Genomic DNA, 16,111 nt, shown 5'->3' with positions numbered 1-16,111 from the left:
TCGGAATACCGGATTCTGGTATAACTGTACCGGTTATTTTTTGCAAAAAATATATTGTATATATTTTATTTTTGTTTCCTACGTAGGTATTATCTTGACTCAATAAGGTGAAAACAGAACTGATTACAACATATTTGAATATATGTACATTCGAGAGACATATTTAATCGGACGATTCGTTTTCAATCGTCTCTCCGGAAGCGGTGGCGAGTTCGTCCCACAGGACACGAGCTACGTCGCGGACGTCGTTCGGGAACGAATTCTCGAACGTGACTCGCGGCGCGATGTAGGTTTCCTTCCAGCGTGGGTCCCACGCCGCGTTCACGTACAGGCGCGAGCCGGTCGCGTTGTCTCGTCGGTAGTGAGGGCGTGTCGCCGCCGGTGCATCCGGTTCGCTGAACGTCCAGTCGCGGGCCGGGTGAGATTTCAGCCAGATATCGGCCAGAACGCGGCCGAAGTCCTGTGGCGGAACGTCTTCGTCGACGATAACGACTGTGTCGAAAAGCGACGAGAACGAAAAGAGGATGTTCGCGAGTTGCCACTCGAAGCCGCCGTAGAGTACGTCACTCGCTACGAAACAGATCCCGAGTTCGGCCTCCGCCGGCAACATAATCCATTCCACTGGCGAGATACCCCAGTAGTTGTTGACCCGGTGATAGAGCGCTGCGGCGGTCGCGAGCCCCGTGAGACGGGTGTCATCCGCGAGTGGCCGACCGACGGGAGAGATGGGGATGACCGGGTTTTCAGTAGTGCGGACGCGCTCGACCGACAACGAGAGCGGGCCGCTCTCAACGACGTACTCCCAACCCTCTCGACGGTCGGAACGGAAGTCCGGTTGGCGGTCCACGACCGTCGTCTCCATGACGACTTCCGTCGCACTCGGGACGAGTCCACCGTTGGTCGGGACGAGCGAAACGGTGCCAGTTACCCCACAGGACTGGATCGGCGTGGCAGTTTGCTCGGTGACAGCGAGCAGGTATGCCGTCGTGATCGCCGCCGGCGGCACGCCAAGCGCTATCGTCGTCGTTGTCCCGTCAGCAATAAGCGGCGATAGCGCGTCCGGGACGCGCACTCTGAGTGTGTCGCCGCCCACGACCGAGCCGTGAACCGGTGCCCAGTGTGTGCCGTCAGCAGTCGAAACCGATGCGACCCCAAGCGTCACTGCGGGCCACGTATCGGTTTCGCCCTGCGGGAACTGCAGGTCCTGTGCGTCGATATCTGTCCCCGAGGCCGCTTGGCCCGTGTACGTCGGCTCCGGATTCCCGCTGGCCGGACCGAGAGTGCTGATCGTTTCTAGTAGCTCAACGAGCGTGGCCTCCGGGTCGAGTCCGAGGCCGAGCGACAGCCGCGACCACGGCCTGGCCTCACGCTGCTGTGTCTGGTCGGGACCGCTGAACACACCGCTAACTAGATCCATGCCCGTAGACCGCTGGAACCGAAGCGCCGGCCCACTCGCACGGAGCGCCTCCGCCGCAAGCACGTCAACCGGGACCTCGAATGGGCCGTCGAGTCGGACGAGGTCGTCGTCGCCGGCCAGTCCACGGACGTACTGCGTGAACGGTATCACTGGAATGTCCCCTCTCGCTCGTCGAGTCGGTCGAACCGCGCAGCGTCTAGTCCCGCTTCGACCAGCCGTTTCTGCGCTTTCTTCCGTGTTTTTGGGGTCGCCGTCGTATCCGTGGCCTCATCGTCAGTCGTTGCGTCGATGTAGGCTTTGGCCGTCTTCGCCTTCGAAGTTCCCACGTCCGCACTGCCCTTCTCATCGGGGGTCTGGTAGATATTGAGCGGAACTTTCGGCATCCGCTCGACGCCGAACTGGTGGAAGTCGGCGTCGGGATCGGCCTCAAGCGCAATGGCCGACAACACTGCTCGCGGATCAAGCGGGTCAACGGTAGCGTCGACAAAGACGAAGAAGTCGATGTGGAGCATTCCCCACGTCGTGAAAATAAAGTTCGCCAGTTCGTGGAGATAGCCCGGATACGGTCGGTCCGTCGCGATGACCCAGACGGTACGAGCGGTGAATCGCCACGGGACCGCCATCGCAACGTCGAATCCGGCGGCCCGAAGTCCGACAGTCGCGTCGGGACCGGCTGCGACGAGTCGTAGCGTACTTGTCGAGTTCTGCCCGTATCCGACACCGCTCCCTTCAACGCAAAACGGTATTCGCGGTTCGTGGCGGTGAGTGATCGCATCGACCTCGAACACCGGCATGGAGCGTCGCGGGCCGTTCATGTAGCCGAAGTAGTCTCCGAACGGTCCCTCATCCAGCCGGTCGTCGGGTCGAACGTGCCCTTCGAGAACCAACTCGGCCGTCGCCGGGACGTACAGGTCATTGGTTTCGCACTGGACGAGGTCCACGGGCGCGTTTTTCAGGCCGCCCGCGAAGGCCGCTTCGCTCCGTCCTGTCGGAATCCACATATCTGCGGTACTCTCAACGGTGGGTTCCGCACCGATAACGACCGCGACAGGCATCGGTTCGCCACGTTGCTCGTAGTCGTAGTAGTAGCGGTTGGGAACCTGCTCACCGGCCAGTAACAGCAGACTGGCCAGAGAACGGTCGTGGACCATCATGCGATGGCTCGACCAAGTCCCCCACTCCGTGTCGGGGTCCGGTGCGACGATGGTGTGGTGGTTCGAGTACCGTCCCCCGTCGCCCTCGTGGATATATGGCCACGGGAACGACAGGAGGTCGACCCCGTTCCCCGTCCGCACTGTTTCTTTGCAGGGGGCCCCGTTTCTCGCGACAGTTCGGGGCGCTTGCGGCGCGTTGAGGCGATCAATCACTCGGTCGTAGTACGTACGTCCCGAAAGGTCAGTTGGGAGTCCCAGTGCGCGGGCGAAGTGATCCCAAGGGCGCGTCTGGGGGCCGCGGTACGGATCGCCGACCAGTTTCGACTCCGTCTCTAGCCCCCCGATGGACTCAAACACCGGAATCGGGCCGTCACGGATATTGGCAAGCATCGTCGCTGCACTTGCTTCGAGGTCCCACGACACCGGCTGGTCAAAAGTCCGGAGCCAGCCGGTCGTGTCGAGCAAATCGAGGTACTCGCGGAGCGAATTAACGGACATCTGTCACTCCTGCTTATCGAGGACGCGTGTCAGTGGGTCGTCGTTGAGTTCGCGGCGGACCTCCGCGTAGGCGTCAAGCAGGGCCGGTCGTTCTGCGGCGAAGTAGTCGAACGCGATCTCGCGAAGCGCATCAGACGTTGACTCGTACTCACCAGTCTCGACGAGATACTGTAAGATGACCTTCAGGTCGTCGGATCGAGTATTGAGGATGTTCGACGCCGTCTCCTGATCGGCCGCCAGATGTGCCACCAGCTCCTGATCGATACCGGTCGCATCAGTCTCGTCAAGCAATTCGACGTATCTGGTCTCGCTGACGCTCTCGTGTGGCCCGGCGACGATTGTTAGCGGCTCCGGGTCAGTGAGTGCATCGGGGTCCTTGGCAATCCGAACGCGTGCCTCGAAAATGCGTTTCGTTTGGGCATCCGTGATCTGTAGTGTGGTTTCTGTCTGTGCTTCCTCGGGGAGATGGTCCGCTGACGTGATGTAGTGGCTCGACATTACCTGCCCTCAGTTGTTTTGCTGATGTTCTTAGCAACCTCTTGTCCCAATGGCATATATGTACCGTCGTCAACCCACCGTTTCACTGATCCATGCATCCCGACCACAGTTTGTCGCTCGAATTGCCCCCTCTGTGAGCTGAAACGTACAGCTCACTAGTGTCGAGAGAGTGTTAACAGATGGACGAAAACGAGTTCGCGCCATCGTAAGCAGCAGCTCGATAAAACACGTCAGGACGGTCCGTTCAACGTTGCCGACAGTCAGAGCACGTCATCGAGATGGGACAGACCCCGCATTCGTTGGATCGCAGTGGCTTGTCGCTCGCGGTTCGGAATTGCGTCGATAGTCTGTTTCTGCTCTCCGTCTAACAGCGGAACCAGTGGGGTGGCTAACAGCGGAACCAGTGGGGTTACGGGCTTTTTTTCAGGAGTTCTGACAGCCCTGTTTTGATCGAGCTGATGGATTGCTCTAACTCGAATTCCTTGTACTTGCCACCGCCTTTCCCTCGGTTGTACTCCGCTGAAGACACAATTCCGAGTTGTGTGAGCTCACCGAGATAGTCACGGACCGAACGCTCCGAAACCGGGTCCAGACCCTCATCACGTGCTAACTCCTGATACGCGCCCAGAATGTCTCGTGTCCGGGCCGGGGTGTCATTGTCTTCGGCGAGCCCAGTAAGCGCATAGAGAACGAGTTGGCCGTGATCGGAGTAGTTACGGATACCTTCAACGACTTGGTCGGTTTGAAGCCGTTGCCGGGCTTCGCGTACGTGATGTTCCGTTACGAGTTCATCGTCGTACTCCCGAGCAAGGTCTCCGGCCTCAAGGAGGAGGTCCAGTGCCTGACGGGCGTCCCCGGAGTCTTTCGCGCCGTACGCAGCACACATTTCTATGACGCCGTCATCGAGGACATCGTCCTGAAACGCGACGGCCTCACGCTGTTTCAGAACGAGTTGAAGCTCGTTGGCGTTGTACGCCGAAAAAGACACTTCCTTTTCACAGAGACTCGACCGGACTTTCGAGGACAGTTGGTTGCGGAAATCGAGATCGTTTGAGATGCCGATGACGCCCAGTTTCGCTTCGGAGATGTCACCGTTCGATCTGGCACGGGGAAGTTTGTACAGCAACGAATCGTCTTCGATGTGATCGACTTCGTCGAGAACAATGAGTACCGTTCCGCCCAAATCATCGAGTGCGTCGAAGAGGAATTGATACACCGAAGCCTGTGGATATCCGGTGTTGGAGATTTGATTCGCCGGGTCACGAAGTGTGTTGACGATTGCAACCGCGGCCTGATAGCTCGAATTGAGTCCATCGCAGTTGACTTCGACCGTACTGAGATCCAGTCCGTCGACATCTGCTGCATCGCGTTCCAGGGCGGAAAGAAGGTATCGGGTGGCAGCAGTCTTCCCGACGCCGCTTTTCCCGTACAGAAAGATGTTCGACGGGGTTTCGTTGTTGATGACTGGCTGGAGAGCGGCGTGATACTGCTGGAGTTCCTCGTCACGTCCGACGAGCTCCTCAGGGGTCCACTCTTCGAGTAGTGCCTCGCGTTGTTCGAATATTGTGGAGGTGGGCGAAAACGTAATATCGCTCATTTGTGTGTAGTTGCAACACGGAGTGTCTTAACCTTTGGTTCCGCTGCTTCCGCTGTTCGGTTGAGTATATAAATGAACGACCCCGCCACTTCCGCTGTTAGATGAGAGGGGAACACTTGACTGACCACTCCCCCACCCCACCGCTTCCGCTGTTAGATGAGAAATGAGATAGCGCACCTCCGACACCCCCACCCCACTACTTCCGCTGTTAGCACGGTAGCAGAGCAGTGCCCTCTTCGAGGGAGAAGATCGAGTAACTGTGAGTGGTTAGACAGCAAGATGTAGCGGGATTTCAGTGGTGGATCGACACACCCACCCCACTACTTCCGCTGTTAGTTCGATAAAAGCGGACATAAACTGTTGGAGTTCGCTATTTCTCCGCTCTGAACAGGTCGAGTATCTAAGGACACCCCGAGATTCCAGTCTCTCCGCGGCGAATTACCATAACACGAACTACCAAAACAGATCGTGCCGTCTAGATGGAAAGGTGGATTAGATACCTTTCCTCTCACCCCCTACCTCTACCCCCACCCCACTGCTTCCGCTGTTAGCACTGAAAGTTGGTGGTGACCTATCCAGATCACAGCCTCAACATTTCTAGAGCTAGTGAATAACTTCAAGTATATCGGCAGAAAACGATATCCGTAGACCGTTATCACAAAATAGCAAAGCACCCCCTCCCACGGGGGTGGTGCCGTCTATTTATCTCCTAACAGCGGAAGCAGTGGGGTGGGGGTGTGCACCCATTCCTGTTACAGTCGCTGGGCCAGATCATCTACAACTCCCAGTCCAGTCAGAGAGTCGGCCCGTCCCTCACCGCGGTTCGAAGACGTGGACCGGCCAGTCGTGCTCGTAGTCGAGCGCGATCTCCTGCTCTGTGGCCGTCGGCTCCCGAACCGTGAGTTCGACTGCGTCGCCGATAGTGACATCGGCGTAATCGGCGGCGACTCGCCCAAGCAGGCGGCCACCGTCCGCGAGTTCCACGACGGCAACCGTGTAGGGCGCGTCCGCTGCGAACGCCGGCGGCGGCGTGTGGACCTCCGTGTACGAGAAGATTTGGCCCTCGGGGGACTGCGGTTCGACGTCGACGGCGCGGCTACCACAGGCGTAGCAGGCCGGTCGCGGCGGCAACAGGACCTGTCCACAGTCCGCACAGACACCGCCTAGGAGTTCGCCATCGGCGAGCGCATCGAAGAACCCCGGTAGTGTCCGCGGGTCGGTCGCATCCAGATCGCCGTCAGTCATTGTGCCTCCGCCGTCGTGAGCACGTGGCCAACGGTAACCGCATCCGCGACGCCCCCTTCGTTGAGCAACAGGGCTGTCTCGGCATCCTCGACTGCCCGGTCTCCCGCGGCTCCCGTGAGTTGTTCGTAGGCTTCGAGCGCCTGCAAGAGTCCGGTCGCACCGATGGGGTGACCGCGGGCCTTCAGTCCGCCACTCGGGCTCAACTGCACGTCCGTCCAGCCGTCAGCCCGCTCCGCTGGCGGCTGGTAGCTCTGATAGCCCGTTCCTGCGGGCGCGAAGCCGGCGGCCTCCGCGAGCAGCGCCTCGCAGACGGTGAATGCGTCGTGGACCTCCGCGATGTCGACGGCCGCGACGTCGATGCCCGCTTCCTCGTAGGCCGTCTCGGCGGCAATGCGAGCGCCCGCGATGTCGGTCATGTCCCGCTCGGCGACCGCGATGTTGTTCGCGGAGGCCCCGCTGCCCGCGACGTGCACCTGCGGCTGGTCGAGATCTGCCGCCAGCTCGGCGGTCGTCACGAGTACGGCGGCGGCACCGTCCCCGACCGGCGCACAGTCGTAGAGCTTCAGCGGCGGGGCGACGGGGTCCGATTCCAGCACGGTCGCCACGTCGATCTCTTTCGGGAACTGCGCCCGGGGATTGCGAGCCGCGTTGCCGTGGTTCTTCACTGCGATCTTGGCGAGGTCACGCTCCGTGGCGTCGGTCTCGTGGAGGTACCGCTGGGCGAGCAGTGCGTATTGGCTGGGTGCGGTGATGCCGGAACGTTGCTCGATGGCTCGGTCGAATGCCGCCGAGAGCGCATCAGTCGCGCCGCTGGTGCCCGCGGACGTCATCTTCTCGACGCCGCACGCGAGTACTGCCTCGTGTTCGCCGTTGCGAACGTCCTTGACTGCATGGCGCAATGCGAGCGCGCCCGCGGCGGCACACCCTTCGACCCGCTCGGCGGGGACGTGACGGAGACCGGCCCATTCGGCCAGCAGCGTCCCGTACATGATCTGATGTTCGTAGCTCTCCGACTGATTGCCGACGTACACCGCCTCGACGATGTCGGCGGGGTCGGGCAATTCGTCAAACGCCTCTCCGAGGGCGACCGAGAACAGGTCCCGGCCCGGGAGGTCTGTGCGGCCGAGCGGTGAAGCCCCGACCGACGCGATGACTGGCTCTGGCATCTGTACCTCCCACGTCGCAACGTTCCTAGTTAGCTGTTCTCATTTTTACTATTTCTGAACTGTTCATCTGTCGAACCACACAATCATTTTTTTATCGGCTGGTAGAGGCGAAGCGATATGGAGAAGATAGAGGCGGAGCTTCTTGGCGTGCAGTTGACGCTCGTCGGTCTGTTTCTGGTCGTACTCTTCGAAGGAGTCTTTCCGTATCCGACTATTGGGCTGGTGTTCGGTGCTCTGGGAACAGCTGTTTTCTTGACGGCGCTGCTTTCAGATACGTGGCCCTAACAGCTACACTCCTGTACTGAGAAATCCATCTCCCTGAAAGTGAGAGAAGACTGTCTCAACGTAACTACTGAGACTCAGTTCGGTATCGACCGCACCACACCATGCGGCCGTATCGGTACACAGTTACAGCAATCCGCTCAATCGTCTGCCGAGGCACCCTCTTTCTGCACCTCATGCTCGGAGAGTGCAGCGGACGGAGCGAGGAACTCAGCAGGGTCGAACGCGGTCAGTTCCTCGCCCTCTGAGACCTTTTCAGGCCAGTCCGGATTAGCGAGTGCGCTCGTCGCCAGCGTTACTAAATCGGCACCGGCATCGACCTTCTCGCGTGCCGCATCAGGCGTACCAAGCCCGCCGTTGTCGATGATGACCGTCTCATCCGTGGCGTATTCGGCTGCGGCCTCGGCTAGGGTCGGCCCGTCATCGCCAAACGCTGGCGTGGTCGCATCAGGTTCGGTGACGTGGATGTAGTCGGCCCCGGCCGTCGATAATTCCTCAAAGAACACCGCTGCGGCGTCCTCACCTTCCGCCCACCGGTGGTCCTCGTCAAGGGCGGTCGACTGTGAGACACGGATGCCAACGACGAAACCGTCGGGTGTCGCCTCGTCGACCGCAGCGACGACCTCACGCGGATAGCGCACCCGGTTCGCAGGCTCCCCACCGTACTCGTCATCACGCTGATTGAACTCAGACGAGAGGAATTCGTGAATCAGATACCCGTTCGCACCGTGTATCTCGACACCATCGAATCCCGCTTCGATGGCGTTCTGCGCCGACTTGACGAATGAATCACGGATGTCGGCGAGGTCATCGACCGTGGCTGCTTTCGGCGTGGGGAAGTCACCGCTCCCGCCGTAGGCTTCGGCCTTTTGCCCGTCCGGTTGCACCGCTGACGGGGCAATCGTCTGTTCCCCGTCGACATGTGGATTCCCCTGACTCTGTGCACCGGCGTGCATCAGCTGGGCGAGAATTGGGACGCCAGCGTCGTGGACTGTCTCCGTAACCCGTTGCCAGGCCGCTGTCTGTGCGTCGGTTGCCAGACCTGGTTGGTTCAGGTACCCCTGGCTGTATGTGTCGTCGGGATACGTCCCCTCAGTAATGAGAAACGAGAACCCACCTTCGGCGAACCGCTGATAGTACTGTGCCATCTCCGCCGTCGCACGGCCGTCGTCGGTGGCGCTCACACGCGTCATCGGTGCGAGGCCAACTCGATTGTCTAGCGACAACTCATTGAGCGTCGTTTCGTCGAACAGTGTCACGTCGACGGATAAGCGGATAACACAATTAACGGGTGGTTCAGCATATGCCGAATAGTGCCAGCCGTTATCAAATATCGTCTGCCGGCGGAGCGGCTGCAATTCGTTCCCCTCCGATATGGCGTGACCGTGCGGAAACTCCCGCAGTGCATCTCATGGCCGACAGCCATTCACGAGCCGCTATCGCAACTGACAGCGCCTACTGTTCTATCACAATACCTTTGTATACATATTGGACAGTATAGAGAGCAATTATAATCATTCATCTTTCATGCATTGCTGGCACCGGATATGGTTCACAGTGGTGGCGGGTACGACCATGTATCGCGGCGGTCGGTTCTGAAAGCATCGGGGACTGCACTCACGGTTGGAACCGTGGGTCTGGCTGGGTGTAGCAGTAGCAGCGGTGCCAGTGTCCAGCCGGTCGACCAAAACAGCCTCACCATTTGGCATGCTATGGGTGGTACCAACGGTGAGACGCTGCAGGGGTTGGTCGACCAGTTCCAGTCCGAGACGGATATCAACGCGAACCTCGTTTTTCAGGACTCCTACGAGGGTGTGCTGACGAACACACTGAGTGCACTAGACTCCGGCGAGGTCCCCGACGTCTTCCAGATTGACAGCCTGTTCGCCCAGCAAGTCCTCGATACGGATGCAGTCGAGCCCGTCGAGAACTTGCTCTCCGACGACTACCCGGTCGATGACTTCCTGCCGAACGTGACCTCGTTTTTCACCATCGATGACACGCTCACATCGATGCCGTTCAACAACTCCAACGCCATCCTCTATTACAACCGGTCGGCGTTCGAGGAAGCCGGGCTCGACCCGGACAGCCCGCCGACGACACTGGAGGAAGTGCGTAGCTACTCACAGACGCTTGTCGACGAAGGAGTTACCGACGCCGGGCTCACCTGGCCGAACCACGTCTGGTTTGTCGAGCACTTCTACTCCGTCGACGGACAGACGCTACTCGACGCCGATAACGGCCACGCTGGCCAGCCGACGACGATGCGAACGGACACCGATACGGCCCGGTCCCTGTATGAGTGGTGGCACGAAATGGCCGACAACGGCCTGTTCAGCAACCCTGGAATCGAGGCCTGGGGGGAAGCAACGTCCACATTCCTTACCGGAAAAGCCGCTATGTTGCTGACCTCGACAGCATCGGTCACTGGTATCCGCTCCGGCGCGGAGGAGAACGGGTTCGAGGTCGACAACGCCTTCTATCCGACGATTGACGGCGACCGAACCGGGCCGGTTATCGGCGGGGCCTCGTGGTTCGTCCCCTCCGGACTGCCACAGGAGCGGCAGGACGACATCGGCAGCTTCCTCGAATTCATGGGTCGACCGGAGTCACAGATCACCTGGCACAAGGGGACTGGCTACTACCCGATCCGACAGACTGCTGTCGAGCAACTCGAAAACGACGGCTGGTTTGCGGAGAACCCGATGTACCGAACCGCGTTCGACCAGTTGATGCAGGCCGAGAACACACCGGCGACGAAACGGATGCTCATCGGCCCGGCTCGCCAGGTCCAGACAACGATTCAGGACATGTCGGTCGAGTTGTTCAGCGGCGAGGTTAGTGTCGACGAGGGACTCTCCGAACTGAAATCTGCCGTCGAAGAAGAGCTTAACCGATACTACAGCTAATGTCCACGCGAGAAGTCTATACAGACCGCCTGCAGGCCGGTGTGTTGCTGTTACCGACGATGCTTGTGTCGCTGTTGTTCCTCTATTACCCGACGGTCCGTGCAGTTGGACTCAGTTTTTACCGGGCCTCGCTCGCCCGAAGTGACGTGTTCGTCGGGTTAGAGAACTACAGGCGGTTAGCCGGCTCCGGGGAGTATCTCCGGAGCGTCTTGATATCGGTACTGTTCGCTACGTGTGTCGTCGTCGGCGTGATGGCCGTTGCTCTGTGTGTCTCCTTCCTTATCCACGAGATCGAGGTCGGAAAGGGGTTGTATCTGGTAGCAGTTATCTGGCCGTACGCACTGCCCCCGGCCGTCGCTGGGCTGGTGTTCCTGTTCATCGCACACCCGAACATCGGAATCTTCACGAGTTACATCGAGGCCCTTGGCGTCGATGTCAACTGGTTCAGTAACGGTCCACAGGCGTTCGTGGTCGTGCTGATCGCCGCAGTGTGGAAGCAGATCGGGTACAACGTCATCTTCATGACAGCCGCACTCGGAAACATCCCCGATTCGTTGACTGAGACCGCCGAACTCGACGGCGTCTCCCGAACGCAACGACTGCTCCGCGTGTACGTTCCGATCATCTCACCGACGCTCGTGTTTCTAGTCATCATGAACACGATCTACGGCTTTTTCGGGACGTTCGCGATGGTCGATCTCATGACGAAAGGTGGACCAGCTGGTGCGACGAACATCCTCATCTATGACCTCTACCGGACCGCCTTCCAGTTCTACGAGTTCGGATTCGCCTCAGCGAAGTCCGTTGTGCTGTTCATCGCCGTCGGGCTGTTGATGTACGGTCAGTTCCGGCTGAGCGACAGATACGCCTACTACGGAGGATAACATGCTCGGCTCACTCCTTACCGCATTGACTGCCGCTGTTGAGCGTTCCCAGGCCGCGGGACGAACTACCAGTGAACGCATCCGGCGATTCGAGACGGAGCAGCTCACGCTGCACGTGCTCGCAGCGACCGTCGTGTTCCTGATCGTACTACCAGTGTTGATCGCGGCGCTCGTCTCAACGAAGCGGGCCGGGATCGTTACCTCAATCGGCGATCTGGTACCCGGCGGCCACGCGCTGTCGAACTACCGGCGTGCCCTCATTGGCCTCGAATTCTGGCGATTCATGCTGAACTCATTCGTGATGTCTGTCGCCGTCGTCGTCGGAAAGCTGATTGTGTCGCTGCTGGCCGCGCTGGTGATCGTCTACTACAGGTTCCCGTACAAGAACGCCGTATTCCTGTTTATCCTCTTTACCCTCTTACTCCCGGTCCCGGTCAGGTTCGTTCCGCTGTATCGATTGACGACGGAGCTTGGCATGGGAAACACCTTCTTCGCGATCACGGTGCCGTATCTGGCCAGCGCGACGACCGTGTTTATCTTGCGCCAGCACTTCTTATCGATTCCGGCCTCGCTCGTCGAGACGGCGAAGGTCGACGGTGTCGGTCCGTTGCGCTTTCTGTGGTCTGTTCTGGTCCCGATGTCTCGTGCCGTTCTCGTGGGCGTGTCGGTGATCATGTTCGTCTACACGTGGAACCAGTACCTCTGGCCGTTGGTGATCATCAACGCCGAGAACCTGCAGGTCGCACAGGTCGGGCTGAATCTGCTTCGAGGACAGGCCAGCACCGGCGAGGTGGCTTGGTCAATGGTGATGACAGGGTCGATACTGACTCTGTTGCCACCGCTGGCGCTGCTAATGCTGTTCCGACGACAGCTGCTGGAGACGTTTACGATCCAACAAAAATGAGTGGATACCAATGACTGATGTAACCTTACAGAACGTACGAAAGGAATTCGATGGTGTCGTCGCCGTGAAAAACATCGACCTCCAGATCCCGGACGGGGCGTTCGTGACTGTCGTCGGACCCAGTGGGTGTGGCAAAAGCACCACGCTTCGGCTGATCGCTGGGCTGGAGCAGGCCACTGACGGCACGATTCAGATGGGCAATCAGGACGTCACCGGCGTTGAACCGAAAGACCGCGATGTCGCCATGGTGTTCCAGAACTACGCGCTGTACCCCCACATGACCGCGCGCCGGAACATCACGTTCGGCATGAAGTCAGCCGGCGACTTCAGTGACGAGGAAATCGACCGCCAGGTGGAGGAAGCCACAGCGGTGCTCGACATCGACGACCTGCTCGACCGAAAGCCCGGCGAGCTATCCGGCGGTGAACGACAGCGAGTCGCCCTCGGCCGCGCATTAGTCCGGGACCCGGAGGTGTTCCTCATGGACGAACCGCTGTCGAACCTCGATGCCAAACTCCGGATCAAGATGCGGGCCGAACTGGCGAAACTCCACAGCGAATTCGGCACTACGACAATCTACGTGACACACGACCAGACAGAGGCGCTGACTCTCGGTGACCGGGTGGTCGTGATGAACGACGGCCGCATCCAGCAGGTCGACAGTCCACAGCGACTGTACGACTACCCCGAGACTCGGTTCGTCGCGGAGTTCATCGGCGACCCCGCGATGAACATGCTCTCCGTAGATATCTCCCGTGATGGGACTGAATACGAGGCCGTTGGGCCGACGTTTCGCATCCCGTTACCCGAGGGCGACGGCTTGGAAACAGCCGCCGGAGCGAAGGCGCTGTTAGGCGTTCGGCCGGAGAGCCTTTCGGTAGCTGATTCGGCCGACCGAAGTTCCTTCGCCGCTGAGGTAACCGTCACCGAACCGCTCGGTGATAGCCTCTTACTGGAGTGTCGGACCGGCGATCAGGAGTTCAAACTACATGCCGAACCCCGAACGGCTGTCGAGCCGGGCGACCGAGTTGCGCTGACAGTTGAGACCGAGCGGCTCCACCTGTTCGATCCACAGACGGGCGAAGCCATCTATCACGCAGCGGCGGCGGAATCGTCTGAACGTTCTGGCGTACCTGCTGGGTAAGTTCATCATCTCGTTCACCCGTTCAGTTAACGTCATCATCTGGGCGCTGATCTTTGTGGTTATCTTCGGCCCTGGGGCTCTCGATGGCGTGCTGGCGATTTCGATCAGGTCGATCGGGTTCACTGCAAAGCTAATTGCGGAAGCCATCGAGGAGATCGACCGCGGGTCTGTCGAAGCGATCACGGCAGCTGGGGCATCACCTGTTGATGTACTCATCTACAGCATCGTTCCACAGATCAAGCCGGCGTTCATCAGCGTCGCGACGCTTCGATGGGATATCAACGTCAGAGCGTCGACGATCATCGGGTTCGTCGGTGCAGGTGGGATCGGTGTCCCGCTACAAACAGAGATTAATTACTTCAACTGGGAAGCAGTCCTGACGATACTCATCTCTATTCTGGGCCTTGTGCTCATCAGTGAAGCCATCTCTGCCTATCTGCGCAAGAAAGTAATGTAGGCGAGCAGCCAGCCCGTATCGCCTATTATTATCCGTTTATTTGGATACATAATATTGTATGATAACTGTCAAAAACCTTATGTGTATGGGGTGTATATAGCCAGTGGGGCCAACGCCAGTGTCTGCCAACCTGGTTTCCCCCTTCTCCGTATTGTGAGACATCCTATCGACGGATACAGTGTCGTGAGGTACATCATTCTGCAAGGAAGGTAGCGGGGCCGTTAGTGCGACTCGGATGGCGAAAAGGATATACTGTCTAATCGTGATTCTCGCACTAATGTGTATACGTGAAACTACGATGTCTTACACAAGAGCCACGCCATACTCGAAACGACCTGTAGCCGCCCCGCTACTGGAGAGACACGGCAGTGACGGCGGACGAACTTCCGGAGACGTGTCACGAGGGTCGTCTCACTTCAGGTCAGGAAAAGAATGGTGGGCAGCCGGGGGGAGTGGCGTGCAACGCACCATTCGTAGTCGTCATCCACGACGACAGGTTCTGGACTCGGGCCAATCGATGATCTGAATCGGATTCAAGGGGGAAATGGAGCGAGGACCAGAACCCACCTAACGGTAAACAGTTGGTAACAAAAACAGTTGTGATATCTACTTGCAGTCTGCCGGTTCCGTGATTGCTGCACGGCCACGAACACGCTCTCGGAAGGGGTATATCCAGTCGACTGTCAGCGACGCGTCGTAATTACGACACTCCTTTGGAGGAAATTTCGGCGCTCTCTCCAAAATGACCACCTCGCCTGGCTGTGTCGGGAGCGGCACTTCTCTTCTTGGTTAGTCTCATTCAGAAACCAATTCAATCATGGAATTGAGCTCGGATTCTATCTGGGAGTATTCGGTTGAGTCCCAGTCGAATCGCTCTTCCACACCGGCATCAGTGAACCGAAGAGACGCACAGATACTGCGGTTCCGGTCGTGCTGGAGGAGCGCTACGCGTAGGCGAGCATCTGGGGTCGATAGTGTTCGGCCAATCCGGCAGTCGAGGCTTCCGAGATGTCCACGCGCCTGCCCCTCTCGGCTTGCTCGACAGAGGAGTTCGTCAGCGAGAAGCGACTACTGAACGAATCCGCGAGGGCGGCTGAGGTGGGTTCGCCGGCGAGAGTCCCTGTCGTCTCGGCTGTCGTTCTGTCGAGCGTGTACTCTGTCAACCGGCGGTTCAGCTGCCCGGTGGGGGGTTGGACCGGATCGTGGAGGGACTCGTATCACTCACGAACGACTGCATCGAGCGTCTCGGTGCGAAGACAGAGCGGGTCGTGTGTCGTGGCCCAATTGTCCGCAACTTCACTTCTACGAGCGCCATTCCGTGTTATATACAGGACGGAGCCAAGAAGGTCAGCAACCATCTGGTCCGCCCGTTCAAAAGCAGCTTGTTCCAAACCTGAATGTTGGGGACCAGTTAGAAGCGTATCGTTCATCGAATACTACTCACCAAGAGTTTCGGCCCACTTCACTTTTGCCGAGACAATCTCGTTAGCCGATAGATATCTCGGCTACTCTGGCTACAGTACCAACTCAATTCAGAGTGGAAGAGTCAAGCAGTAGTTCTCAACCTCTGGCGCAAGGGAGATGATCTGCTCTCGACGTCGGGCTTTGCTGCCACCGAGTCGCCCTCGACGACACGTTCACCAAGCGCCTGCTGGGCGTCCTCTTGCGCAGCATCGACGAAGACGGGGAGGGTTTCCTCGCATATCACGCCGCCGGTGCCGTCCTCGAACGCCACGCGATAGTTGTAGGTGATCCCCGGCGTGTCGACGAACGGAAGGAGTTTGAGTCCGATCAGCGGTCGTCCTCACGAAATCCGTCTTCCTGCAGAGGGATCGTTTCTACGGTGGAAGCGTTCCTTCGTTTCTGACTATAGACCTGATGCCGAGATGGTGTCTCAGATACATGCCACTCTTTTGGAGCCATCAGAACACCAGAGGGCTGCTAAACGCCCACTCG

At 58.8% G+C, this 16,111-nt stretch carries 12 protein-coding genes and 4 pseudogenes; 6 read left to right on the top strand and 10 right to left on the bottom strand.

Annotated elements, in window-relative coordinates:
- Positions 1-163: 163 nt before the first annotated feature.
- The 6 genes from C444_RS17000 to C444_RS16975 form a co-directional block, all read right to left on the bottom strand.
- The gene (locus tag C444_RS17000; RefSeq protein ID WP_004594278.1) at positions 164-1,567 is read right to left on the bottom strand and encodes a UbiD family decarboxylase; all 1,404 of its coding nucleotides are present in this window, start codon (positions 1,565-1,567) and stop codon (positions 164-166) included.
- Positions 1,564-3,069 (bottom strand): UbiD family decarboxylase, encoded by a 1,506-nt coding sequence (locus C444_RS16995; protein ID WP_004594277.1) that lies wholly within the window; start codon positions 3,067-3,069, stop codon positions 1,564-1,566. Before C444_RS16995 ends, C444_RS17000 begins: the two co-directional genes overlap by 4 nt.
- Positions 3,070-3,072: 3 nt before the next feature.
- Positions 3,073-3,567 (bottom strand): hypothetical protein, encoded by a 495-nt coding sequence (locus C444_RS16990; protein WP_004594276.1) that lies wholly within the window; start codon positions 3,565-3,567, stop codon positions 3,073-3,075.
- A gap of 409 nt (positions 3,568-3,976) precedes the next feature.
- A complete protein-coding gene (locus C444_RS16985) occupies positions 3,977-5,164 on the bottom strand; it encodes an orc1/cdc6 family replication initiation protein (protein WP_004594275.1) in 1,188 nt (395 codons plus the stop codon).
- An 813-nt stretch (positions 5,165-5,977) separates the two neighbouring features.
- Positions 5,978-6,409: a Zn-ribbon domain-containing OB-fold protein gene (locus C444_RS16980; protein WP_004594274.1), complete on the bottom strand. Its 432-nt coding sequence runs from the start codon at positions 6,407-6,409 to the stop codon at positions 5,978-5,980.
- Positions 6,406-7,575: a thiolase C-terminal domain-containing protein gene (locus tag C444_RS16975; RefSeq protein ID WP_004594273.1), complete on the bottom strand. Its 1,170-nt coding sequence runs from the start codon at positions 7,573-7,575 to the stop codon at positions 6,406-6,408. Before C444_RS16975 ends, C444_RS16980 begins: the two co-directional genes overlap by 4 nt.
- Before the next feature lie 117 nt (positions 7,576-7,692).
- Here C444_RS16975 and C444_RS22050 point away from each other — a divergent pair, with 117 nt between their 5' ends.
- A complete protein-coding gene (locus C444_RS22050) occupies positions 7,693-7,860 on the top strand; it encodes a hypothetical protein (protein ID WP_161607610.1) in 168 nt (55 codons plus the stop codon).
- 137 nt (positions 7,861-7,997) lie between these two features.
- Here the strand turns inward: C444_RS22050 and C444_RS16970 are convergent, their stop codons facing one another.
- Positions 7,998-9,116, bottom strand: a complete 1,119-nt coding sequence (locus tag C444_RS16970; RefSeq protein ID WP_004594272.1) for an oxidoreductase — start codon at positions 9,114-9,116, stop codon at positions 7,998-8,000.
- Between the two features lie 453 nt (positions 9,117-9,569).
- Between C444_RS16970 and C444_RS16965 the strand changes: the two genes are divergently transcribed.
- The 5 genes and pseudogenes from C444_RS16965 to C444_RS16945 all read left to right on the top strand — a co-directional run.
- The gene (locus tag C444_RS16965; protein WP_004594271.1) at positions 9,570-10,766 is read left to right on the top strand and encodes an ABC transporter substrate-binding protein; all 1,197 of its coding nucleotides are present in this window, start codon (positions 9,570-9,572) and stop codon (positions 10,764-10,766) included.
- Positions 10,766-11,650 carry a carbohydrate ABC transporter permease gene (locus C444_RS16960; RefSeq protein WP_004594270.1) on the top strand — a complete coding sequence of 295 codons (885 nt, stop codon included), beginning with the start codon at positions 10,766-10,768 and terminating at the stop codon, positions 11,648-11,650. Before C444_RS16965 ends, C444_RS16960 begins: the two co-directional genes overlap by 1 nt.
- Before the next feature lies 1 nt (position 11,651).
- Positions 11,652-12,554 carry a carbohydrate ABC transporter permease gene (locus C444_RS16955; protein WP_004594269.1) on the top strand — a complete coding sequence of 301 codons (903 nt, stop codon included), beginning with the start codon at positions 11,652-11,654 and terminating at the stop codon, positions 12,552-12,554.
- 10 nt (positions 12,555-12,564) lie between these two features.
- Positions 12,565-13,698 (top strand): ABC transporter ATP-binding protein, encoded by a 1,134-nt coding sequence (locus tag C444_RS16950; RefSeq protein WP_004594268.1) that lies wholly within the window; start codon positions 12,565-12,567, stop codon positions 13,696-13,698.
- Positions 13,673-14,155: pseudogene (locus C444_RS16945) on the top strand (PhnE/PtxC family ABC transporter permease); the annotation flags it as partial. The gene C444_RS16950 and the pseudogene C444_RS16945, both read left to right, overlap by 26 nt.
- Positions 14,156-14,950: 795 nt before the next feature.
- Here the strand turns inward: C444_RS16945 and C444_RS23145 are convergent.
- The 3 pseudogenes from C444_RS23145 to C444_RS16935 all read right to left on the bottom strand — a co-directional run.
- A pseudogene (locus C444_RS23145) lies at positions 14,951-15,144 on the bottom strand (hypothetical protein); the annotation flags it as partial.
- Positions 15,145-15,210: 66 nt separating this feature from the next.
- Positions 15,211-15,585 (bottom strand): annotated as a pseudogene (locus C444_RS23140) (PD-(D/E)XK nuclease family protein); the annotation flags it as partial.
- Positions 15,586-15,704: 119 nt separating this feature from the next.
- Positions 15,705-15,947, bottom strand: a pseudogene (locus C444_RS16935) (hypothetical protein); the annotation flags it as partial.
- Positions 15,948-16,111 lie beyond the last annotated feature (164 nt).

Origin of the sequence: Haloarcula japonica DSM 6131 (assembly GCF_000336635.1) — an archaeon.
In the GTDB taxonomy this organism is placed as follows: Archaea; Halobacteriota; Halobacteria; order Halobacteriales; family Haloarculaceae; genus Haloarcula; species Haloarcula japonica.
This window is presented reverse-complemented; position numbering and strand designations above follow the sequence as displayed.